The sequence below is a fragment of the Phreatobacter sp. genome (assembly GCF_022843985.1).
Lineage (GTDB): Bacteria > Pseudomonadota > Alphaproteobacteria > Rhizobiales > Phreatobacteraceae > Phreatobacter.
This window is the reverse complement of the sequence record NZ_JALHMP010000007.1, coordinates 65644-85669: the sequence shown is the minus strand read 5'-3', so window position 1 is coordinate 85669 and position 20026 is coordinate 65644. Positions and strand designations below refer to the sequence as shown.

General features: G+C 69.1%; 17 protein-coding genes. 11 read left to right on the top strand and 6 right to left on the bottom strand.

Annotated elements, in window-relative coordinates; genetic code table 11:
- Positions 1 to 262: 262 nt before the first annotated feature.
- From Q0C57_RS06890 to Q0C57_RS06865, 6 genes are all read left to right on the top strand, one after another.
- Complete coding sequence (locus Q0C57_RS06890) at positions 263 to 1114, top strand: pyruvate, water dikinase regulatory protein (protein WP_296574009.1); 852 nt, start codon at positions 263 to 265, stop codon at positions 1112 to 1114.
- Positions 1111 to 1707 (top strand): Maf family protein, encoded by a 597-nt coding sequence (locus Q0C57_RS06885; protein WP_296574006.1) that lies wholly within the window; start codon positions 1111 to 1113, stop codon positions 1705 to 1707. The genes Q0C57_RS06890 and Q0C57_RS06885 overlap by 4 nt, the downstream gene beginning before the upstream one ends.
- Positions 1704 to 2534: a shikimate dehydrogenase gene (locus Q0C57_RS06880; RefSeq protein ID WP_296574003.1), complete on the top strand. Its 831-nt coding sequence runs from the start codon at positions 1704 to 1706 to the stop codon at positions 2532 to 2534. Before Q0C57_RS06885 ends, Q0C57_RS06880 begins: the two co-directional genes overlap by 4 nt.
- Before the next feature lies 1 nt (position 2535).
- Positions 2536 to 3132, top strand: a complete 597-nt coding sequence (gene coaE, locus Q0C57_RS06875; protein WP_296574000.1) for a dephospho-CoA kinase — start codon at positions 2536 to 2538, stop codon at positions 3130 to 3132.
- Complete coding sequence (dnaQ, locus tag Q0C57_RS06870) at positions 3132 to 3848, top strand: DNA polymerase III subunit epsilon (protein WP_296573998.1); 717 nt, start codon at positions 3132 to 3134, stop codon at positions 3846 to 3848. The genes coaE and dnaQ overlap by 1 nt, the downstream gene beginning before the upstream one ends.
- A 95-nt stretch (positions 3849 to 3943) precedes the next feature.
- The gene (locus Q0C57_RS06865) at positions 3944 to 4540 is read left to right on the top strand and encodes a methyltransferase domain-containing protein (protein ID WP_296573996.1); all 597 of its coding nucleotides are present in this window, start codon (positions 3944 to 3946) and stop codon (positions 4538 to 4540) included.
- 4 nt (positions 4541 to 4544) lie between these two features.
- On the opposite strand, the gene pdeM is transcribed toward Q0C57_RS06865, so the two are convergent.
- The 4 genes from pdeM to radC are packed head-to-tail and all read right to left on the bottom strand — an operon-like array spanning position 4545 to position 9000.
- Complete coding sequence (gene pdeM, locus Q0C57_RS06860; protein WP_296573994.1) at positions 4545 to 5228, bottom strand: ligase-associated DNA damage response endonuclease PdeM; 684 nt, start codon at positions 5226 to 5228, stop codon at positions 4545 to 4547.
- A 22-nt stretch (positions 5229 to 5250) separates the two neighbouring features.
- Positions 5251 to 7833 carry a ligase-associated DNA damage response DEXH box helicase gene (locus Q0C57_RS06855; RefSeq protein WP_296573991.1) on the bottom strand — a complete coding sequence of 861 codons (2583 nt, stop codon included), beginning with the start codon at positions 7831 to 7833 and terminating at the stop codon, positions 5251 to 5253.
- A gap of 51 nt (positions 7834 to 7884) precedes the next feature.
- On the bottom strand, positions 7885 to 8223 hold the full coding sequence (locus Q0C57_RS06850; protein ID WP_296573989.1) for a hypothetical protein: 339 nt from the start codon (positions 8221 to 8223) through the stop codon (positions 7885 to 7887).
- A 48-nt stretch (positions 8224 to 8271) separates the two neighbouring features.
- Positions 8272 to 9000, bottom strand: a complete 729-nt coding sequence (gene radC, locus Q0C57_RS06845) for a DNA repair protein RadC (RefSeq protein ID WP_296573986.1) — start codon at positions 8998 to 9000, stop codon at positions 8272 to 8274.
- Positions 9001 to 9157: 157 nt separating this feature from the next.
- Between radC and Q0C57_RS06840 the strand changes: the two genes are divergently transcribed.
- From Q0C57_RS06840 to Q0C57_RS06820, 5 genes are all read left to right on the top strand, one after another.
- On the top strand, positions 9158 to 10144 hold the full coding sequence (locus tag Q0C57_RS06840; RefSeq protein WP_296573983.1) for an MDR family oxidoreductase: 987 nt from the start codon (positions 9158 to 9160) through the stop codon (positions 10142 to 10144).
- 59 nt (positions 10145 to 10203) lie between these two features.
- Positions 10204 to 10671 (top strand): hypothetical protein, encoded by a 468-nt coding sequence (locus Q0C57_RS06835; protein WP_296573981.1) that lies wholly within the window; start codon positions 10204 to 10206, stop codon positions 10669 to 10671.
- A 96-nt stretch (positions 10672 to 10767) separates the two neighbouring features.
- Entirely contained in the window at positions 10768 to 12126 is a 1359-nt protein-coding gene (locus Q0C57_RS06830; protein ID WP_296573978.1) for a TAXI family TRAP transporter solute-binding subunit, read from the top strand.
- 66 nt (positions 12127 to 12192) lie between these two features.
- Positions 12193 to 12618 (top strand): Fur family transcriptional regulator, encoded by a 426-nt coding sequence (locus Q0C57_RS06825; protein WP_296574264.1) that lies wholly within the window; start codon positions 12193 to 12195, stop codon positions 12616 to 12618.
- A complete protein-coding gene (locus Q0C57_RS06820) occupies positions 12605 to 13471 on the top strand; it encodes a 1-acyl-sn-glycerol-3-phosphate acyltransferase (RefSeq protein WP_296573975.1) in 867 nt (288 codons plus the stop codon). The genes Q0C57_RS06825 and Q0C57_RS06820 overlap by 14 nt, the downstream gene beginning before the upstream one ends.
- 15 nt (positions 13472 to 13486) lie before the next feature.
- Here Q0C57_RS06820 and addA read toward each other — a convergent pair whose 3' ends face one another.
- Complete coding sequence (gene addA, locus Q0C57_RS06815; RefSeq protein WP_296573971.1) at positions 13487 to 16921, bottom strand: double-strand break repair helicase AddA; 3435 nt, start codon at positions 16919 to 16921, stop codon at positions 13487 to 13489.
- A complete protein-coding gene (addB, locus tag Q0C57_RS06810; protein WP_296573968.1) occupies positions 16918 to 19983 on the bottom strand; it encodes a double-strand break repair protein AddB in 3066 nt (1021 codons plus the stop codon). The genes addA and addB overlap by 4 nt, the downstream gene beginning before the upstream one ends.
- Between the last annotated feature and the right edge of the window lie 43 nt (positions 19984 to 20026).

Sequence of the window (20026 nt, the reverse complement as noted above, 5' to 3'; positions counted from 1 at the left end):
CCGCGCACCGTCTCCGTCCCGCCGGCCAAAACCATCCTTGTCAGCGATACAAGCGATTGATTTAGCGGCCGAACGCCTCGCCGCAGATATGGCGCGCCGCGACGGTCCCGCACTTATCCCCGGGGCACGTCGAATGACCCCCTCAGGCCGACGCCTGGGGACGAGTATGGGACAGTGAACTCTGTGCCTCTTGCAGAGTGCCGCCTTCCGTGTCCTTTTCCCTCATCGTCCACAGAACCGATCGCCTTCATACAGAGTGCTGATGCCGCATCGTCGCGAGAGCTATTTCCACCTTCATCTCGTTTCCGACGCCACCGGCGAGACGCTGATGACGGTCGGTCGCGCCGCTGCCGTCCAATACTCCACTGTCTCGGCCATCGAACATGTCTATCCGCTGGTGCGCTCGCAGAAGCAGCTCGACCGTGTGCTCAGCGAGATCGAAACGAGCCCAGGTATTGTCCTCTACACCCTTGTCGACCAGGAGCTGACCGACCGCCTCAATGCCAAGTGCAAGGAGTTCGGCTGCCCCTGCCTGTCCGTTCTCGCCCCGGTTCTCTCCATGTTCCAGAACTATCTCGGCGCCGCATCAACCCCCCGGGTTGGTGCACAGCATGTCCTCAATGCCGAATATTTTCAGCGGATCGACGCGCTCAATTACACGATGATGCACGACGACGGCCAGTTGCCGGAAAACTGGGAGGAAGCTGATGTGCTGCTCGTCGGCGTCTCCCGCACCTCGAAGACGCCGACATCGATCTATCTGGCCAATCGGGGGGTCAAGGCGGCCAATATTCCCCTCGTCCCGGGCATTCCGCTGCCGGAAATCATCTGGTCGCTGAAGAAACCGCTGATCGTCGGTCTCTTCGCCAGCCCCGAGCGCATCGTCCAGATCCGCGAGAATCGCATTCTCACCCTCAATGCCCCTCAGGACCGCTCGAGCTATGTCGACCGCGTCGCCGTTGCCGAGGAGATCGCCCAGTCTCGCCGCCTGTTCGGCACGAACAACTGGCCGATCATCGACGTCAGCCGCCGATCGATCGAGGAAACGGCGGCCGGCATCATTTCCCTGTTGAAGGACCATCGCCGCGCTCTCGACGACAGGGCCCGCGCATGACCCGGCTGGTCCTCGCGTCGAAATCGGCAGCCCGCGCCGCCATGCTGCGCGGTGCAGGTCTCACCATCGATCTTGCCGCCGCTCCCGTCGACGAGCGGGCGCTCGACGAGGCCTGGACGCGCGAAGGACGCGACCCCGCCGCCGTCGCGCGCGGCCTCGGCGAGGCCAAGGCCCTGGCGGTCAGCCGCACCGACCCCGAGGCGACGGTCATCGGTGCCGACCAGACCCTGGCGCTCGGGACGCGGCGGCTTTCCAAGCCGGCAAGCCTTGCCGAAGCGCGAGACAATCTTCTGGCGTTGCGCGGGCAGTCCCACCACCTCCATTCCGGCGTCGCCCTGGCACGCGGCGGCGCGATCGTCTTCTCCACCGTGGCATCGGCGGCGATGACGATGCGCCCCTTCTCCGAGGACTTCCTCGACGCCTATCTCGCCGGTGCCGGAGAGCGGGTTCTGGCATCCGTCGGCTGCTATCAGCTCGAATCCGATGGCATCCAGCTGTTCGAGCGGATCAGCGGTGACTATTTCACCATTCTCGGCATGCCGCTCCTGCCCCTTCTCGCCGCCCTGCGCGCCCAAGGTGTGATCGCCACATGATCCGCGCCTGCTGTATCGGGTGGCCCGTCACCCATATCCGCTCGCCTTTGATCCACGGCTTCTGGCTGACGCAATACGGCATCGCCGGCACCTATACGCGCGAGGCCGTCGAGCCCGGTGACGTCGCGCGTTTCCTCCGCAGCCTCGCCGATCAGGGCCTTGCCGGCTGCAACGTCACGATCCCGCACAAGGAGGCCGCCTTTGCCGCCATGGACGAGGTCGATCCCGGCGCCGTGGCAGTCGGTGCGGTCAATACCGTCTGGCACGAGGATGGCCGCCTCATCGGCATGAACTCCGACGTTGTCGGCTTCCTGAAGAACCTCGACGACCACGTCCCGGGGTGGGAGGGCGAGGTCGCCCATGCGCTGGTCCTCGGGGCCGGCGGCGCCGCCCGCGGCATCGTCCACGGCCTCGTGTCGCGCGGTGTTCCGCTCGTCACGCTGGCGAATCGATCCCTCGCCAAGGCCGAGGCCATCGCCGCGGCCCATCCCCGGGCGATCCGCACGCAGGACTGGCAGAGCCTGCCGGCCGCCCTCGCGGATGTCGACCTCCTCATCAACACCACCTCCCTCGGCATGAGCGGCCAGCCGCCGCTCGACCTGCCGCTGCGGACGCTGAAGCCCTCCGCTATCGTGTCCGACATCGTCTATGTGCCGCTGGAGACCGATCTTCTCGCGCGCGCAGCGGCGCGCGGCCATCGCACCGTCGAGGGTCTCGGGATGCTGCTTCACCAGGCTGTCCCGGGTTTTGCCCGCTGGTTCGGCGTCACGCCGCAGGTGACTCCGGCGCTCTACGAACACCTCGCCGCTGATGTGCGAGGCCACTGACATGTTCGTTGTCGGACTGACCGGCTCGATCGGCATGGGCAAGTCGACCACTTCGGGCGTTTTCCGGGGCCTTGGCATTCCCGTCCATGACGCCGATGCCACGGTGCATCGGCTCTATGCCGGCGCGGCCGTGGGCCCCATCGGCGCGGCATTCCCCGGGGTCGTTGTCGATGGTCAGGTCGACAGGACCCGGCTCGGCGCCGTTGTGCTCAAGGACGGCGTGGCAATGAAACGCCTCGAGGCCATCGTCCACCCCCTGGTCGGCGCCGCCGAGCGTGCCTTCCGCGACCGGATGCGGGCCGGGGGCCACGCTCTTGCGGTCCTCGACATTCCGCTGCTGCTGGAGAACGGCGCTGAACGCCGCGTCGATGCGGTGGCGGTCGTGTCCGCTCCGGCGGACGTCCAGCGGCAGCGGGTTCTGGGGCGTCCCGGCATGACCGAGGAAAAGCTCGCGGCGATCCTCGCCCGACAGATGCCCGATGCCGACAAGCGCGCCCGGGCTCATTTCGTGATCGAATCGGGTTATGGTCTGGAGGCGGCGCGCCGGCAGGTCGCGGCCATCATCCGGGCCCTCGCCGGCAGCCGCAGGAGCCATTGATGCGCGAGATCATTCTCGACACCGAAACGACCGGCCTCGACCCGCTGCGCGGCGATCGCCTGGTTGAGATCGGCGGCATCGAGCTTATCAACCATTTTCCGACCGGCCGCACTTACCATGTCTACATCAATCCCGAGCGCGACATGCCGGACGAGGCCTTTCGCGTCCACGGACTGTCCGCCGACTTCCTCGCGGACAAGCCGCGTTTCGCCGAACTGGTCGATGACTTCTGGTCCTTCGTCGAGGACGCCCGGCTCGTCATCCACAATGCCTCGTTCGACATGGGCTTCATCAACGCCGAGCTGAAGCGCGCCGGACGGCCGCTCTTCCCGATGGACCGGGTGGTCGACACCCTCGCCATGGCACGCCGCCGCTTCCCTGGCTCGCCGGCAAGCCTCGACGCGCTCTGCTCGCGTTTCGGTATCGACAATTCACGGCGCACCCGGCACGGCGCTCTTCTCGACGCCGAGCTGCTGGCGGACGTCTATATCGAGCTGATCGGCGGCCGGCAGGCCTCTTTCGGCCTCGCGGATGCCGGCCGCGCCACCCAGCGGGCGGCGCGCGGGCAGAACGTCCTGCGGCAGCGGCCGGTCCCCCTGACGCCACGTCTGACAGCCGAAGCCATCGAGGCCCACGCCGCTTTCCTCCAGGAAATCGGCGACAAGGCGATCTGGTATGACCAGCTGCCGCGACCGGCCGCCGCACCTCTGCCTTGACCCCTAGCTGACATCCCGATAGGAATGACGGCCTTGTGACAGGGCTCGTGGGGAGCTCGTCTTCATCGGGCCGATGAATGGTCGACCAGACACCCATGAGTCGCGTTGCCGTGCTGCGCCGGCCGGAAAAACGGCGGGAGTACGATGGCAAGTTCCTGAAAAGCTGGCTGAAAAATCCGCTTCGGATGGGCGCTGTCGCGCCCTCCGGTCCGGTCCTGGCGCGCCGTATGGCCAGCTATGTCGACCCGGACGGGACCGGGCCCGTCATCGAATTGGGCCCCGGAACCGGGGCCATCACCGCGGCTCTGGTCGCCCATGGTGTCGACCCCAGGCGACTTGTCCTGGTCGAGTATTCCATGGACTTCTGCCGCCTGCTGCGCGAGCGCTTCCCGGCGGCGACCATCGTCCACGGTGACGCCTACGCGTTGAACCGGACTTTGACCGGCCGCCTCGCCGAACCCGCCGACGCACTCGTTTCCGGGCTGCCGCTGATGACGCGCCCCGAGCCGATCCGGTTGAAGCTGCTGAACGAGGCCCTGGGCCTGATGAAGCCGGGCGCCCCCTTCGTCCAGTTCACCTATTCGGTGACGTCGCCGGTTCCGATCAAGGGATCGGGGCTGACCGTGACGCCGTCCGAGCGCATCTGGCGGAACATTCCCCCGGCGCGGGTCTGGGTCTACCAGCGCCACTGATCGCTCAGGCCGCCACCTGGTAGGCGCGCTGTTGACCGAGCGCGAACACCGCCATCCCCTGCGGGAACAGCGAGCGGATCGCTGGCGCGCGGATGTCGAGGCCACCGGTGAAGGCGCCGAAGGCCGGCATCACGATCCGCGTTTCACATGAAACAAAGGCCTTGCGGCGGACGCTGCCGCCCCGCCCGGTGACTCTCACGCAGGGATGCAGGTGGCCGGCGATCTCGCCGCCCTGCGGCGTCGAGGTCGGTTCGTGGGCGAATCGAATCCCGCCCTCGCTGACCGAGTCGCAGCACAGACCTGGAAGCGCGCCGTCGAGCGAGGGATCGTGGTTGCCGGCGACCCAGATCCAGTCGCGGCCCGCCTGCAGCCCGCGCAACGTCGCGACATCGGCCTCGGCCATCCGGCCTGGCCCTGTCCTGTCATGAAAGCTGTCGCCCAGCGAGATGACTGTCTGCGGCCGGTAGCGGGCGATGACGGCGGAGAGCATCGCCAGGGTCTGCGCCGTGTCGTAGGGCGGCAAGAGCATCCGCCGTGCCGCGAGCGCGGAGCCCTTCTCCAGATGGAGATCGGACACGACGACCAGCCGCGACGCCGGACACCACAAGGCACCCGACGGATCCGCGACGAAGCCGCGGCCGAGAAGGCTGATCGTGGTTTCCGAGCTGGGTCTGGGTCGCACAGTCATTCCTGATCCGAATCGATTGCCGTCACGCCTGTCCCGAAAGGCCGGCCTCGGCCAGCAGCGAAGCCTCGGCCTCGGCCAGCAGGGTCTCACCGGCGTCGCCATAGATCGGCTCACGGCCGATCTCCAGCATCACCGGCACCGCCAGAGGCGAGACACGCATGAGGTCACTGTGCACGATTCGTCCGCGAATGCGTGACAGCATCTGGCCAAGCCGGGCGATGTCGAGCAGGCCGGTTGCCGCATCCGCCCGCGCCGCCCGCAGCAGAAGGTGCCCCGGCTCGTGCCGGCGCAGCACGTCATAGATCAGGTCGGTGGAGATCGTCACCTGCCGCCCGGACTTCTCCTTGCCGGGATGGCGCCGCTCGATCAGGCCGGCAATGACGGCACAGGTGCGGAAGGTCCGCTTCATCAGCTGGCTTTCATGCAGCCAGGCCTCGAGGTCATCGCCCAGCATGTCTTCGTCGAACAGAGCCGCGGTCGACAGCTCCCCCGCGCGGATGGCTGCACCGAGGTCGGACAGGCCCCAGACCGAGAGCGAATAGTCGTTGGCGACGAAGCCCAAGGGTTTCAGGCCGCGCCGCTCCAGTCGCCGGGTCAGCAACATGCCGAGCGTCTGGTGGGCGAGCCGGCCTTCGAAGGGATAGGCGACGAGGTGGAAGCGATCGCCGCGCGGGAAGGTCTCGACCAGCAGCTGATCGGGACCGGGGATGACCGACACGGCGCGTTGCAGCTCCAGCCATTCGGCGACCTGAGGGGGCAGCTTCCGCCATTCCGCCGGATCGGACAGCATCCGCCTGACGCCCGCGGCCAGAAAGGTCGACAGCGGAAACTTGCCGCCGGCATAGGCCGGCACCTTCGGTTCGCGCGCCGTCGAGCGCGAGACATAGACCTCATTCTCGACCAGCGCCTCGTAGCGCAGGATCTCGCCAGCGAAGAGGAAGGTATCGCCCGGGACGAGGCCCTCGATGAAGTATTCCTCCACCTCGCCCAGCACCCGGCCGCCGCGCATGAGCGGCCCGGATGGGCCCCGGCTTGGCGATCGGGCGCTGCGCACCATCCGCACCTTGAGCATCGGTGATTCGACGATCGTGCCGATATTCATCCGGTAGCGCTGGGCGACGGAGGGGTGGGCGACACGCCAGAGGCCCTTCTTGTCCTTGCGGATCTTGGCGAAGCGCTCGTATGACTTCAGGGCATAGCCGCCGGTGGCGACGAAGGCGATGACGTCCTGGAATGTCGTCTGATCGAGCGCCGCATAGGGGGCCGCCGCCGTCACTTCGGCGAAGAGCGCGGCTTCGTCGAGGGGACCGGCGCAGGCCATGCCGAGAACATGCTGGCAGAGCACGTCGAGCGCGCCCATGCGCAGCGGCTCGGTGTCCTGTGCGCCGCGATCGATCGCCTCCAGCGCGGCGCGGCACTCCATCACCTCGAAACGGTTGGCCGGAACCAGGACGGCGCGCGACGGCTCCTCGAGGCGATGGTTGGCCCGGCCGATGCGCTGCATCAGCCGGCTCGAGCCCTTCGGCGCACCGACATTGAGGACGAGGTCGACATCGCCCCAGTCGATGCCGAGGTCGAGCGACGAGGTGCAGACGACCGCCTTCAGCCGCCCCGCTGCCATGGCGTCCTCGACCTTGCGCCGCTGTGCGACATCGAGCGAGCCGTGATGCAGGGCGATCGGCAGGTCTTCCTCGTTGATGGTCCACAACAGCTGAAACAGCAGTTCGGCCTGACTGCGGGTGTTGACGAAGACCAGTGTCGTCCGGTGGGCCTTGATCGCCGCGTAGAGCTCTCCCGCCGCGTGGCGGGCCGAGTGTCCCGCCCAGGGCAGGCGCTCGGCCGTCTCCAGGATCGTCACCGCGGGCCTTGCGCCCGCCGCCGCGATGACCACCGCAGCCTCTGCCGCCCCCGGCCGCTGCGGCGCCAGAAACCTTGCGAGATCGGCGGGGTCTTTGACCGTCGCCGACAGGCCGACGGTCACGAGGTCCGGCGCCAGGGTGAAGAGGCGGGCGAGGCCGAGGGCGAGAAGGTCGCCGCGCTTGGAGGTGACCAGCGCATGCAATTCGTCGAGCACCACGCGCTTCAGCGACCCGAACAGATAGGGCGCATCGGCAGAGGCCAGCAGCAGGGCGAGCTGTTCCGGGGTCGTCAAAAGAATGTCCGGCGGGTCGGCGCGCTGGCGCTGCCGTTTCGAAGCCGGGGTGTCACCGGTGCGGGTCTCGATCCGGATGGAGAGGCCCATCTCCTCGGTCGGGCGGTAGAGGTTGCGCGCCACGTCGACGGCGAGCGCCTTCAGCGGTGAGATGTAGAGGGTATGCAGGCCCCGCCGGCGCGGCGGCGGCCGGCGTCCGACGGGCTCTTGCGGCGCCTGCGATGGTGTGCGCACCGGCTTGTCGGCGAGTTCGACCAGCGAGGGCAGGAAGCCCGCGAGGGTCTTGCCGGCACCCGTCGGTGCCACGAGCAGGGCCGAGCGTCCTTCCCGCGCCAGGCGCAGGAGGTCGAGCTGATGGGACCGCGGCGCCCAGCCCCGCCCGGCGAACCAGGCGCCAAACCGCTCGGGCAGCAGCAGAGCGTCGGTCAGTTCGGCATCATGACGGGCGGACATGGCTGACAGAACTAAACAAGAACGCTGGCAAGGGGAAGGGCGCGCTGCGCCTCAGGGGCAGCCCCAGGGCAGGAACGTGCTCGCCATCCCGGCATTGAGCGCGCGGACGGTCATGATGTTGGCGAGATCCGTCTCCCGTGGTGAGCGCGGACAGACCCGCAGGGCCCCGTCGCACCCGCCGGCGACGAACCGGCCATGGGCCGAGAGAAACTCCTGCGACAGCCCCGTCAGCCCCTGGCGCTTCAGGGCATCGTCCCAGGCCTGACGGTATCGATGGCATTTTTCTTCGGTCCAGCTGCGGGCCGGCGCTGTCTGGGCGATGGCCGAAGCGACAGCGAACATCATCAGGACAGCGGCGAGGCCGCCTTGCAGGCGGGAAGGAGCGATCATCCCCGATCCCTGACCGGCGAGCCGGGCGAAATCAAGGCCCGGCCCGGATCAGGTAATCAGCTTCAGTGCCCTGAAGCTGGCATGGCCGTCGCGGCCGACGATGATGTGGTCATGCACGGTGATTCCCAGTGGCCGGGCGATCTCGACGATCTGCTGGGTCATCAGGATATCGGGCCGCGACGGCGTCGGATCGCCGGAGGGGTGGTTGTGCACCAGGATAACGGCGGTCGACGACAGCTCCAGTGCCCGCTTCACCACCTCGCGTGGATAGACCGGCGTATGGTCGACCGTGCCCTCGCCCTGCACCTCGTCGGCGATCAGCGCGTTCTTCCTGTCGAGATAGAGGACGCGGAACTGCTCACGCTCGGCAAAGGCCATGGCGGTGCGGCAATAGTCGATCAGCGCTGCCCATGACGACAGGACCGGGCGACGGGTGATCTCGGCGCGGCCCATGCGCCGCGCCGCGGCATGGACGAGCTTGAGCTCGGTGGTGACGGTCGCCGTGACGCCATCCACCTCCGCGAGCCGCGCCTCCGGTGCGGCGAGGGCGTCCGCAAAGGAGCCGAAACGCTTCAGCAGCGCCTTGGCCAGGGGTTTGACGTCGCGCCGTGGAATGGCGCGGAACAGGATCAGCTCGAGGAGTTCGTAATCGGCCAGCGCTTCCGCCCCCGCCTCGCGGAACCGGCTGCGCAACCTCTCGCGATGGCCGTGGAAATGCGGCGCCTCTGCGAAACCCGGAGCGTCATCGGCCGGTGGTGATGTGGTGTCGGTGACCATGGCTCCATCCCCGTCGCGACGGTAGCCGACAATCGGCGCCGGCAGCCCTCCGGTTGTTTGCGGATGCTGGCCCATCGGTCCTTCGGCGGAGCATCGCCGGCTTGCCCTCGGCATCAGGGCGGGAGACTGTCGCCGGCGCAAAAGGGAGGCGACGACCATGGGAACATTCAGGGCGGTGGTGGTCACCAAGACCGAAACCGGCACACAGGCGGCTCTGACGCGCTTCGACGAGGCCGACCTCATGGACGGCGACGTTACCGTGCGGGTCTCCCATTCGACCCTCAACTACAAGGACGGTCTCGCCCTGACCGGCAAGGCCCCGGTGGTGCGGCGGTTCCCGATGATCCCCGGCATCGATTTCGCCGGCATTGTCGAGACTTCGGCCCATGCCGATTTCCGGCCGGGCGACGCCGTTATCCTCAACGGCTGGGGCACCGGCGAGACCCACCTCGGCGCCTATGCCGAGAAGACCCGCGTCAAGGGCGACTGGCTGGTGCCGCTGCCCGACGGCCTGACCGCCGCCGAGGCCATGGCCATCGGCACGGCGGGCTATACCGCCATGCTCTGTGTCATGGCGCTGGAGCGCCACGGCATCACGCCCGAGCGCGGCCCGCTGGTGGTGACGGGCGCAGCCGGCGGCGTCGGTTCGGTGGCGACCGCCCTTCTCGCCCGCCGCGGCTATCACGTCATCGCCTCAACCGGCCGGCCGCAGGAGGCAGATTATCTGAAGTCCCTCGGCGCCGCCGAGATCATCGACCGTGCCGAACTCTCGTCTCCCGGCCGGGCGCTCGCCAAGGAGCGCTGGGCCGGCGGCATCGATTCCGTCGGGTCGCACACCCTCGCCAACGTGCTGTCCATGACGCGCTATGGCGGTGCCGTGGCCGCCTGCGGCCTTGCCCAGGGCATGGACCTGCCGACGACCGTCGCCCCCTTCATCCTGCGCGGCGTTTCGCTGCTCGGTGTCGATTCGGTAATGGCACCCAAGACGCTGCGGCTGGAAGCCTGGTCGCGGCTGGCGACCGAGCTCGATCGTGACAGTCTTGCCCGCCTCACCTCCGCGATTCCGCTGGAAGCGGTGATCGAGGCGGGTTCGGCCATTCTCGAGGGGCGCATCCGCGGCCGCGTCGTCGTCACGATCGACTGACAGACTGGCCGGAGCGCGCGGCTTCGCCGCGCAGACGCCCGAAGGAACAGGACCCGTCCATGTCGACGACGCGCACCACCCTGATGGCTGTTCTCCTTGCACTCGCCGGTCTGGCCGGTGGTTCCGACCACGTTGCAGCCCAGGCCGGCTATCCGCCGCCGGCGCCGGGCATGGCCCCGCCCTCCTTCGGCAATCCGACCCAGCAGCATTTCGACATCCTGCGTCAGCGGGATAGCGAGCGGCGGGCCTTCGACGGTTTCCAGCATAGCCAGCAGCGTGAAGCCGACCGCAGTCTCGAAACGCTGCGCCGGCAGCAGCGCGACCAGCAGCGCCTGCGCGATGCCGATCGCCGTCGCGGACGCGAGGCCGACGAGGCCCGCACTGCTCCTGGCCTTGCGGTGCAGGGACACAGCCGACGCGGCCCTCTGACTGCGGCCGAGCGGGATCGGATCAACCGAGCGGCGACGCGGTCGCGGTCGGCTGGAACGCCCTCGATCATGATCGAGGACAGGCCGCGCCGCCGCTGAACCCCTCTGCCGCCGCAATCCGTCAAGCTCCGGCCACGCGAGGCCATGGTCTTTGCATCGCAAAAGAGCCATGATCTCTGCGGAACCTGATCATCAATGTCCCGCACGCGTCTTATCATCGTCGCTGTCATCTGCGCGCTCATTGGTTGCGCCGCTCTCGCGACCTTTTCGTATAACCGTCCGACCACGGTCACCATCGCGGTGGGGCCATCCGGGTCGGAGGCGGCACGCCTGATCGACGCGTTCCGCGTGGCACTCCAACGTGAGCGCTCCACCGTGCGGCTGCGCCTCGTCTCCTCCGATTCGCCCTCCGACAGCGCTGCCAAGCTGGAGCGCGAGGACGTCGATTTCGCCATCGTCAGGGCTGATATCTCGTTTCCGCCCAGCGCCATGACCGTGGCGACCTGGCAGCGCAACCCCGTCGTCCTCGCCGCGCCGGCATCCGCCGGCATCGAGCGCTGGACGGATCTCGGCGGCAAGACGATCGGTGTCATGGGCCGCGGCGTCGGCTACAACATCCGCCTGATCCAGACCATCCTGCGCGAGCACGGCGTCCAGCCCTCGTCGGTCCGGATGGTCGAGGTCCTGCCCTGGGAGACGGCGGAAGTCTTCCGCAAGAAGCAGATCGAGGCGCTGGTGACCGTCGGCCCGCCCTCGTCCAAGCCGGTGGCCGACGCCATTGCCGGGCTGGTGCGCGAAACACCCGATGGCAAGGTGACCCTTGTGCCCGTGCGCGAGGCCGAGGCCGTGGCTGACCGGGTTGCCTTTCTCGAATCCATGGAAATCGTCGCCGGCTCCTTCGGGTCGAACCCGCCCCGGCCGACGGATACCTTCCCGACGCTCGGCGTCGTCCATTATCTCGTGGCGCGCCGCGGCGTTGACGATGCGGTGGCCGCCGAATTCACCCAGCAGCTCTTCACGCTGCGTCCCTCTTTCGCCGCCCAGCACCCCATCGCGAACCGTCTGGAGGTTCCGGACACGGAAAAGGGCTCCGCCATCCAGGTCCATCCCGGCGCGCTGGCCTATCTGACCGGCGAACAGAAGACATTCCTCGAAAAATATAGCGACTTTCTGTATTTAGCGATTTTCGGCCTGTCCCTCGGCGGCTCGGCCTTGGCTGGCGCGGCCAGCTATTTCGGCATCGGCCGCCGCGAAAAGGACCCGGGCTTCCTGCCCGAGGTGTTGCTCCTGCTGCGCAACGCCCGCGCCACCGACGATAACGACGTGCTCGACGAGATCGCGAGGCGCGCCGACGACATCTTCGTCGAATCCATCGAGGCCTCGAAAAAGCCCGGGTTCGATTCGAGCCAGTTTGCCACCCTCACCCTCGCCCTCGACCGCCTCAACGCCTCGATCGCCGACCGCCGCCGCGCCATCGCCATGATGTACGACGACGACGAGGAGGACGAGGCGGTCGTGCCGCCGCCCGTGGCCGTGTCCGTTGCGCGGGGGTGACGGAGCGGACGTGCAAAGCTATAGGATCGGGCGCTGTTGAGGAGGACCGTGGTGATAACGCCCCGGATGGAGAACCGGACCAGTTCGATTGAGGAAGCCTGCATCGCCAAGGGCATGCGGATGACCGATCAGCGCCGCGTCATCGCCCGCGTCATCGAGGCGGCGGCCGATCATCCCGACGTCGAGGAGCTGCACCGGCGGGCCAATGCCGTCGATTCGAACATTTCGCTGTCGACGGTCTACCGGACCGTCAAGCTGTTCGAGGATTCCGGCATCATCACCCGTCATGCCTTCGGTGACGGGCGTGCCCGCTACGAGACGATCCCGGAGGCCCATCACGACCACCTGATCGATCTTCGGTCGGGCCGGGTCGTCGAGTTCCAGTCAGAAGAGATCGAGCGGTTGCAGGCCGAGATCGCCCGCAAGCTTGGCTACCGGCTGGTCGACCATCGCCTTGAACTCTATTGCGTGCCGCTCGATGAAGAATCCTGACAGGCCGGGCACCGAGTTCGGTCGTGGCGGCCCGAGCATCTTCGATTCGATCCGCGCCCTCGTCTGGCTGATGCTGCTGATCATCGCGGCGCTGGTACTGCTGCCGGCCCAGATGATCGCCCATGGCTTCGGCCTCAATGCCCGCCGCACCATCCCCATGCTGTTCCATCGCATGGTGCTCAGGGCGCTGGGCGCGCGGATCACCGTGCGCGGTGAGGCGACCACCCACCGCCCGGCGCTTTTCGTGCCCAACCACGTCACCTGGATGGACATCATGGTGCTCGGCGCTTTCGCGCCGGTCTCCTTCGTCGCCAAGGCGGAAATCGCAGGCTGGCCGCTCTTCGGCTATCTCGCCAAGCTCCAGCGCTCGATCTTCGTCGATCGCGACCGCCGCCACACCACCTCGCGGACTGCGCATGAGATGATCGCGCGCATGCGCGAGGGCGAGCCGGTCGTGCTCTTCGCCGAGGGCACCTCCTCCGATGGCAACCGCGTCATGCGCTTCCGCCCCGCCCTGGTCGGGGCCGCCGAAAGCCTGGCCAGGGCCACCGGCGAAACCGTCTGGATCCAGCCCATCGCCCTGGCCTATCGCCGCATCAACGGCCTGCCGGCCGGCCGCCAGCATCGTCCGCGCATCTCCTGGATCGGCGACATCGAGCTCGTGCCCCATGCCTGGGCCTTGCTGAAGGACGGAGCCGTCGATGTCGACCTCATCTTCGGCAACCCGGTGCCCTTCGATCCGAGCGCCGACCGCAAGGCCATCGCCCATTTTCTCGAGCAGCGGGTGCGCGGCCTGCATGCCTCGGCGCTCACCGGCAAGGACGAGAACCTGCCTCCCCTCGCGGCCCTTTAGCGAGGCGCCTCGCTCTCACGCCAGCCCGAGTGTGGCGAGCATGGCGTCGAGGCGCTGCGCTTCGACCGGCATCACCGATGGCACCGCAGTCCAGACCAGCCAGGCCTCCAACCGCCGTCCCGGAACGATCTGCGCCAGCAGCGCGCGGTAGATCGCGAGCTGCGCCACATAGCTTTCCGGCACCTCCTCGGGGCCGGTCGGGGCCGGATCATTGGTCTTGAAGTCGGCAATGATGATCGCCTCCGGCGTCACCACCAGCCGGTCGATCTGGCCCGAGACCGGCTGGCCGGCGAGTTGGCCGGCCACCGGCACCTCGGCGCGGCTGCCCGGACCGAAGAGCGGGGCGACCCGCGGATCTGCCATCAGCCTCAGCGCCTCGTCCGCCAGCCCTGCCGCGACCGCCGCGTCGATGTCACTCTGGGCTGCGAGGAAGCGTTGCGCCGCCTCGGCCTGCCTGTCCGGCGGAAGGTCCGGCAGGGACTGCAGCAGCCGATGCATGATCGTGCCGCGGCGGATCGCCGCTTCCCGACTCTTTGCCGCTGCCGCTGCGGGTCGCGGACCGGTCTCATGGCCGAAGCCCGAGGGCGTCAGCGTCCGCGCCGGCGCCGCCACCGCCGGCGCCGCCGTCTCGAGCCAGTCAGGCAGGGGAACGGTGGCCGGCATACTGCGCGTCCCCGGTGCCCGTTCGGCCGCGACCGCAGGCCCCTTGCGCCAGCGCTTGACGCTGCCCTCGCCGTCATCGGCCGGTTCCTCGACCGCCTCGCTGCCGATGGTCCGGTCGATGATGTCGTACCAGACGTCGGCAACGGCGCGCCTCGGCCGCGCGCCGCAGACGATGAGCCGGTCTGCGGCCCGCGTCATCGCCACATAGAGCAGGCGGCGATATTCTTCCGCCTGCGCCTCGCGGCTGGCCTGGCGCGCCTCCGCGACCAGACCGATATCGCCCTTCGACGAGGGCGACCAGACCAGCCGCGGTGGCGTACCGACCACTGCGTTGGGCGGCTTGATCGCGAAGATCTTGGGGTCGTGGTTGCCGGCGGGCTTGCCCATCGTATCGGCGAGAAAGACGATGTCGGCTTCCAGCCCCTTGGCGCCATGCACGGTCATGACGCGCACCTCGTCGCGGCCGAGCTCCATGTCGCGCTTCACGTTGAGTTCGCTTGTCCGCATTGACTCCAGGAACCCGCGCAGCGTCGGGATTTCCGTCGCCTCGAAGGACAGCGCCATGGACATGAACTCGTCCAGCGCGTCGGCGGCCTCGGAGCCGAGGCGGGCCAGCATGGCGCGCCGGCCGCGGTCGCGCGCCAGCACCCGGCCATAGAAGGCGGCAGGGGACAGCGCCAGCGCCTCCTCCCGCCATCCGGCCAGGCGGGCTGCGGCCGGATGCGCATCGGCAGCGAGGGCGTCCCACAGCGATTCCGTGCGTTCCGCGGCCAGTTCCAGGAGTTCGTCCTCGCTCATGCCGATCAGCGGGCTCTTCAGCACGGCGGCGAGCGACAGGTCGTCCTCCGGCGTCAGCAGGCAGTCACCGAGCGCCAGCAGGTCCATCACGGCAATATGCTCGCCCAGCACCAGGCGGTCGGCGCCGGCCACCGGCACCCCGGCATTTTTCAGGGCCCGGATGATGCTTTCGAAGATCGGCCCGCGCCGCCGCACCAGGATGAGAATGTCACCGGCCCGGATCGGCCGGTTACGGTCGGGCAGACGATGCCCCTCGTGGAGCCACAGACGGATATGGCGGGCGATGCGGGCCGCGAGCCGTTCCGCGGGATCGCCGAGGCCGGGTGCATCCACCGGAGCGGTCCAGGGCGCGGGCTCCTCGGTGGGCTCCGGCAGGGCGGCCGGCCAGAGTTCCACCAGGCCCGGTGCCGCCTGACGCGCCGCCTCGTGCGGTGACAGCGGTCCCGGTGCGAAGGACAGGCCCCTGCGTGCATCGTCGTCGGCGAAAACACGGTCGACGGCGCTGAGGACGGCCCTGGTCGAGCGGAACGAGAAGTTCAGGCTGATATGGCGTTCGAAGGGCCGCTCGGCGGCGGCGAACTTGCGGGCAAAGGCATCGCGCAGGGCGCTGAAATTCTGTGGCACCGCGCCCTGGAACGAATAGATCGACTGTTTCTCGTCGCCGACCACGAAGAGGGTGCGCGGCATGCCGCGCGCCCCCTTTCCCGCGGTGAACTCCTCGATCAGGGCGCTGACGATTTCCCACTGGTCCGGGCTGGTATCCTGCGCCTCGTCCACCAGCACGTGGTCGATGCCCTGGTCGAGCTTGTAGAGGATCCAGGGCGCCGCGCCGTTGCGGAAAAGATCGCGCGTGCGGACGATGAGATCGGCGAAATCCAGTGCCCCCCGCGCCGCCTTGTCGGACTCCACCTGCTGCGCGATCGCCTGTGCCAGCGTCAGCAGGGCGGCGGTGCCGTCACGCAGGACAGCCGCCTTGCGCTTGGACCGCAGCGCCGCGATCCGCTCCTTCTCCCGCTCGAGGAGCGCGCAGAGGGCCGGCTCGCGGGTGACGACCGCCTTGGTGACGAGCCTCTGCCGCGGATCTCCGTCGGCCTTCAGGAAGATCCGCTCGTAGAGCTCGCCGCGCCGTGTCGCATCGCCGGCCGCCTGCCGCATCGCCGCGGCGACATCCTTGTCGGTCTTTGCATCGGAATGGTGCAGCAACGTGTCGGCCACCCCGAGCCATTCTGCCGGCGGCAGTTCCGCCTCGTCGACGATGGCCGCCGCCAGCGCCGCCTCGGTCTCGCCGGGCAGGAGGCCCAGCGTGTCGCCAAGTGTCGCGATCGCCCGCGCCAGGCCGCCCCGCGCGGCGATGTCCTGCTCCATGGCATGGCGGGCGGCCAGGGCCTCGCCGAGAAGGTCGTCCACCGTCGTATCGGCGGCGACCGTGGACAGATAGGCGAGCGCCCGTCCGGTCTCGCCGTCGGGGTCGGCGGCGGCCTCCAGGAGGATGCCGAGCTTGGCGCGGCGCACGAGTTCCGCGTGGACACGCTCGTCGAGCACGGTGAACTGCGAGGCGACATTGGCCTCGAAGGGGAACTGGTGCAGCACCCTTTCGCAGAAGGCGTGGATCGTCTGAACCTTCAGCCCGCCCGGCGTCTCCAGCGCCTCGGCGAAGAGCCGTCGCGCCCGGCGCAGCGTCGCGGCGTCGTGATCCTGGCCGTCAAGGGCGTGGAGAGCCCGCCGCAATGCCGCATCGTCCATGAGTGCCCATTGGCCGAGCAGTTCGAAGACGCGGTTCGCCATCGTCGCTGCCGCCGCCTTGGTGAAGGTCAGGCACAGGATGGCGCCTGGCGGTGTGCCGGCCAGCATCAGGCGGACGACGCGGCGCGCCAGAACATAGGTCTTGCCCGAACCGGCATTGGCCGAAACCCAGGCCGAATGGGCGGGATCGGAGGCCTTGCGCTGGGCGATGACCGCTTCCGGCGGGGCGTCGAGGCTGCGGCTCATTCGCTCTCCCCCGTGCCCGTCGACCATTCCTTGACCCGGGCGAGATGCGCATAGGCGTTCGAACGGCCGCCGACATATTGCGGCATGGCCCAGGAGAGATAGCCGCGGCCCTCGTCCTCATAGGCGCCGATGAGTTGCTGCAGCCCGGCGAGGGTCCTGGCCACCAGGGCCTCGGCGTCGCCGCCCTCGACCTTGACGGGAGAGAACTCGCCGACCGGGTCGCGGCCACCGAGCTTGGCATAGACGAGGGCGGAGATCGCAAGGTCGGGGGGGAGTTCGGCGAATCCGCCGGCCTGGAGCACGGCGGCCTCCAGGGCCAGCTGCGGGGCGAGCCCTGAATTGACCTGCTTGTCGCTCGGAACATTGCCGGTCTTGTAGTCGACGATCTCGGCCTGCCCGTCGGCGGTGACGTCGATCCGGTCGGCCTTGGTGGTCAGCCGGAAGAGGCGGCCCGCCGGCGTCTCGAAAGCGAGATGGCCCGACCGCTCCGCATGGGCGGCGGCGAAGAGCGCTCGCCGGTCGGCATCGGCCCCGGCGAACCAGGCGGCGATCCGCAGGTAGCGCGGCCACCAGACGGCACGTACCGACGGATCGTCCCAGTAGGGCGCGAAGGCCTCGCGACCCAGCGCGACGAGACGGCCGACGGGATCGGCGACCGGGCCCGCCGAGGCCTCGCGCGTGTAGGCGTCCAGCGCGCCGTGGATGACGATGCCACGCTCGACGGCACCGGGAACCTGGTCGAGCGCCTCCAGCGCCCGCAGTTTCAGCACGTGCCGGGCATAGACCGCATAGGGATCGCGCTGCAGTGTCTCGATCTCGGTGACCGAGAGCTGTGTCGGCCGCAAGGCCAGCGGCGGCGCCGGACGGGGCCGGGCGATGGGGCGCGAGATCTCCTCCGCATCGAGCTTCCGGGCGAGGGCGGCGACCTGTTCGCCGCGCCCGCGGAGCCCCGCCCAGGCCTCTGCGCCGAGCACGACGGCGAGGCGCTGCATCCAGCGCGACGGCACGGTCGGCACGCCTCCCGCCTTGGTCGCGCGTGTCAGCACCACCTGCCGCTGTCCGAGGAGCTGGCAGAAGTCATGGGCGGCGAGACCCACCCGCCGTTCCGGCGGATCGATGCCGAAGCTCGCCCGCATGGCACGGTTGAGCCAGGGGTCGAGCCGGGTCTCGCCGGGCCAGGAGCCCTCCACCAGCCCCGCCATCACCACGCAGTCGACATGAAGAAGCCGCGCCTCCACCAGGCCGAGAATGCGGATGCGCGCCCCCGGATCGGCCGGCAGGCGGATCGTTTCGGGCTGCAGGAGCGCGTCGAGGGCAGCGGGATAGTCGTCGCGCGCCAGCGGAAAGGTCGCGGCCGGCGGCGAGGCCGCGAGCCGGTCGAGGAGGTCCGAGACGGCCTCGGCGCCGATGGCGCCGGGATCGAGGCCGAGGCGCCGGATCACCTCGCGGTGCGCCGCGGCGTAAGCGGCGATCGGCGCCTCCCGGTCCAGCCCCGCCAGCGGTGCGAGGGCGGCGATGGTCGCCGCGAGCAGCGCGCGGCCGGCTTCCAGCGCCTCCCCGTTCACCCGGCTTGCCGCGTCTTCGGGCCGTGGGCGTCCGCTCGGCGCGGCTTCGGCGAGCAGGCGGGCGAAACCAGCGAGGCCGCCGGAGGGCCTGAGACCCCGCAGCGCCTTCAGTTCGATGGCGGCGATCGCCGCGTCCCGCACCGCCGGATCGTCGCAGGACAGCGCCGGATGGGCGAGAAGCGCGAGCAGATCCGAAGGCGATGGCTCGCCGAGCGCTAGCGCCGCCGAGAGCCGCGCCACCGTCGCCGCCGGCGTGCCGGCCAGCGGCTGGCCGCCGGAATCGTCGACCGCCACGTTCCAGCGGGCGAGTTCGGCCACCACGCGCCGGGCCAGCGCGCGGTCAGGCGTCACCAGGGCCGCATCGCGGCTGGGATCCTCAGCCACCTGGCGCAGGACGACGGCCACAGCCAAGGCCTCCTCGCGTTCATTGGCGGCCTCGATGACCGTCAGTCCATCCAGCGCCGCGTCGGCGGGCCTCGCCGGCGCCTCCACCCAGCGATCGGTCGTCGCCGCCGGGCGCATGGCGCCCGAGACCAGGACCTCGCGTCCGAAGGGGGCGGGCGGCGTCAGGATCACCACCGAGTCACGATCGATCCCGACATGGTCGATGAGGCGCTTCAGGCCATATTGCGGATGGGCATGGGCCGCCGAACCCGCCGCGCCGCCGATCACTTGCCACGAGGCACCGTCGAGATCGGTATCGAGGCCGGGCAGGATCAGCGCGCCGCGCGGATGCAGCGCCACCATGCGCAGGAGGTCGCGCGTCGCCGGAATCGATCCCGTCGATCCCGCCGCGACCAGCGGCCCGGGCGTCGCCGCGAGCCGGATCGTCTCGGCGGCGATGATGCGGTCGCGGCGGATCGCCGGCTCCTCCTGGCCGAGGGTTTCGAGATGGGCCGGCCAGTGGTCGCGGGCGATGGCGAGGAAAGCGCGGGTGATCTGCCAGAACTCGTCGAGCCCGGCATCGACGATGCCGTCAAGGTTCGACCAGGGCACCCGCTCGGTCGCCACCTGGTCCATCAGCCGCATCAGATCGGCGGCCAGCGACAGGGCGTCGGCGGTCGCCGTCGAGACGATCAGCGGATCATCGCCCTTGAGGCGCATCACCGCCCTGTCGACGCTTTCGGCCCAGCGGCGCACAAGCGTCGCGAGGGTCAGCCGGCGGTCGAGCGCGGGCATGGCCGGACCGATGGCGGCGAGGCCGAGGACATCCAGCGGCATCGGATCGGCGAAGGCCCATTCGTCCTCGTCGACATCGCCTATCGGCGTGATGCGCGGCAGCAGGACGGCGCCCGCCGGCGTCAGAATGGCGAAGATATCGCGCAAGGTGCGACAGGCCCGCCGGTTCGGCAGCAGGATCGTCCCCGCCGCCAGCGACAGGGGATCGGCCGGATCAGGCCAGCCGGGGATGACCCGGCCGGCCAGGATGGCCTCCGCCAGCGTCCGCAGATGCGGTCGCGAGGCGGGAATCGTCAGGACGCGCGGAGGGATCGCCATGGCCTAGTGGTGGCCTGTCAGGCCCCTTTCGACAAGGGCGTCC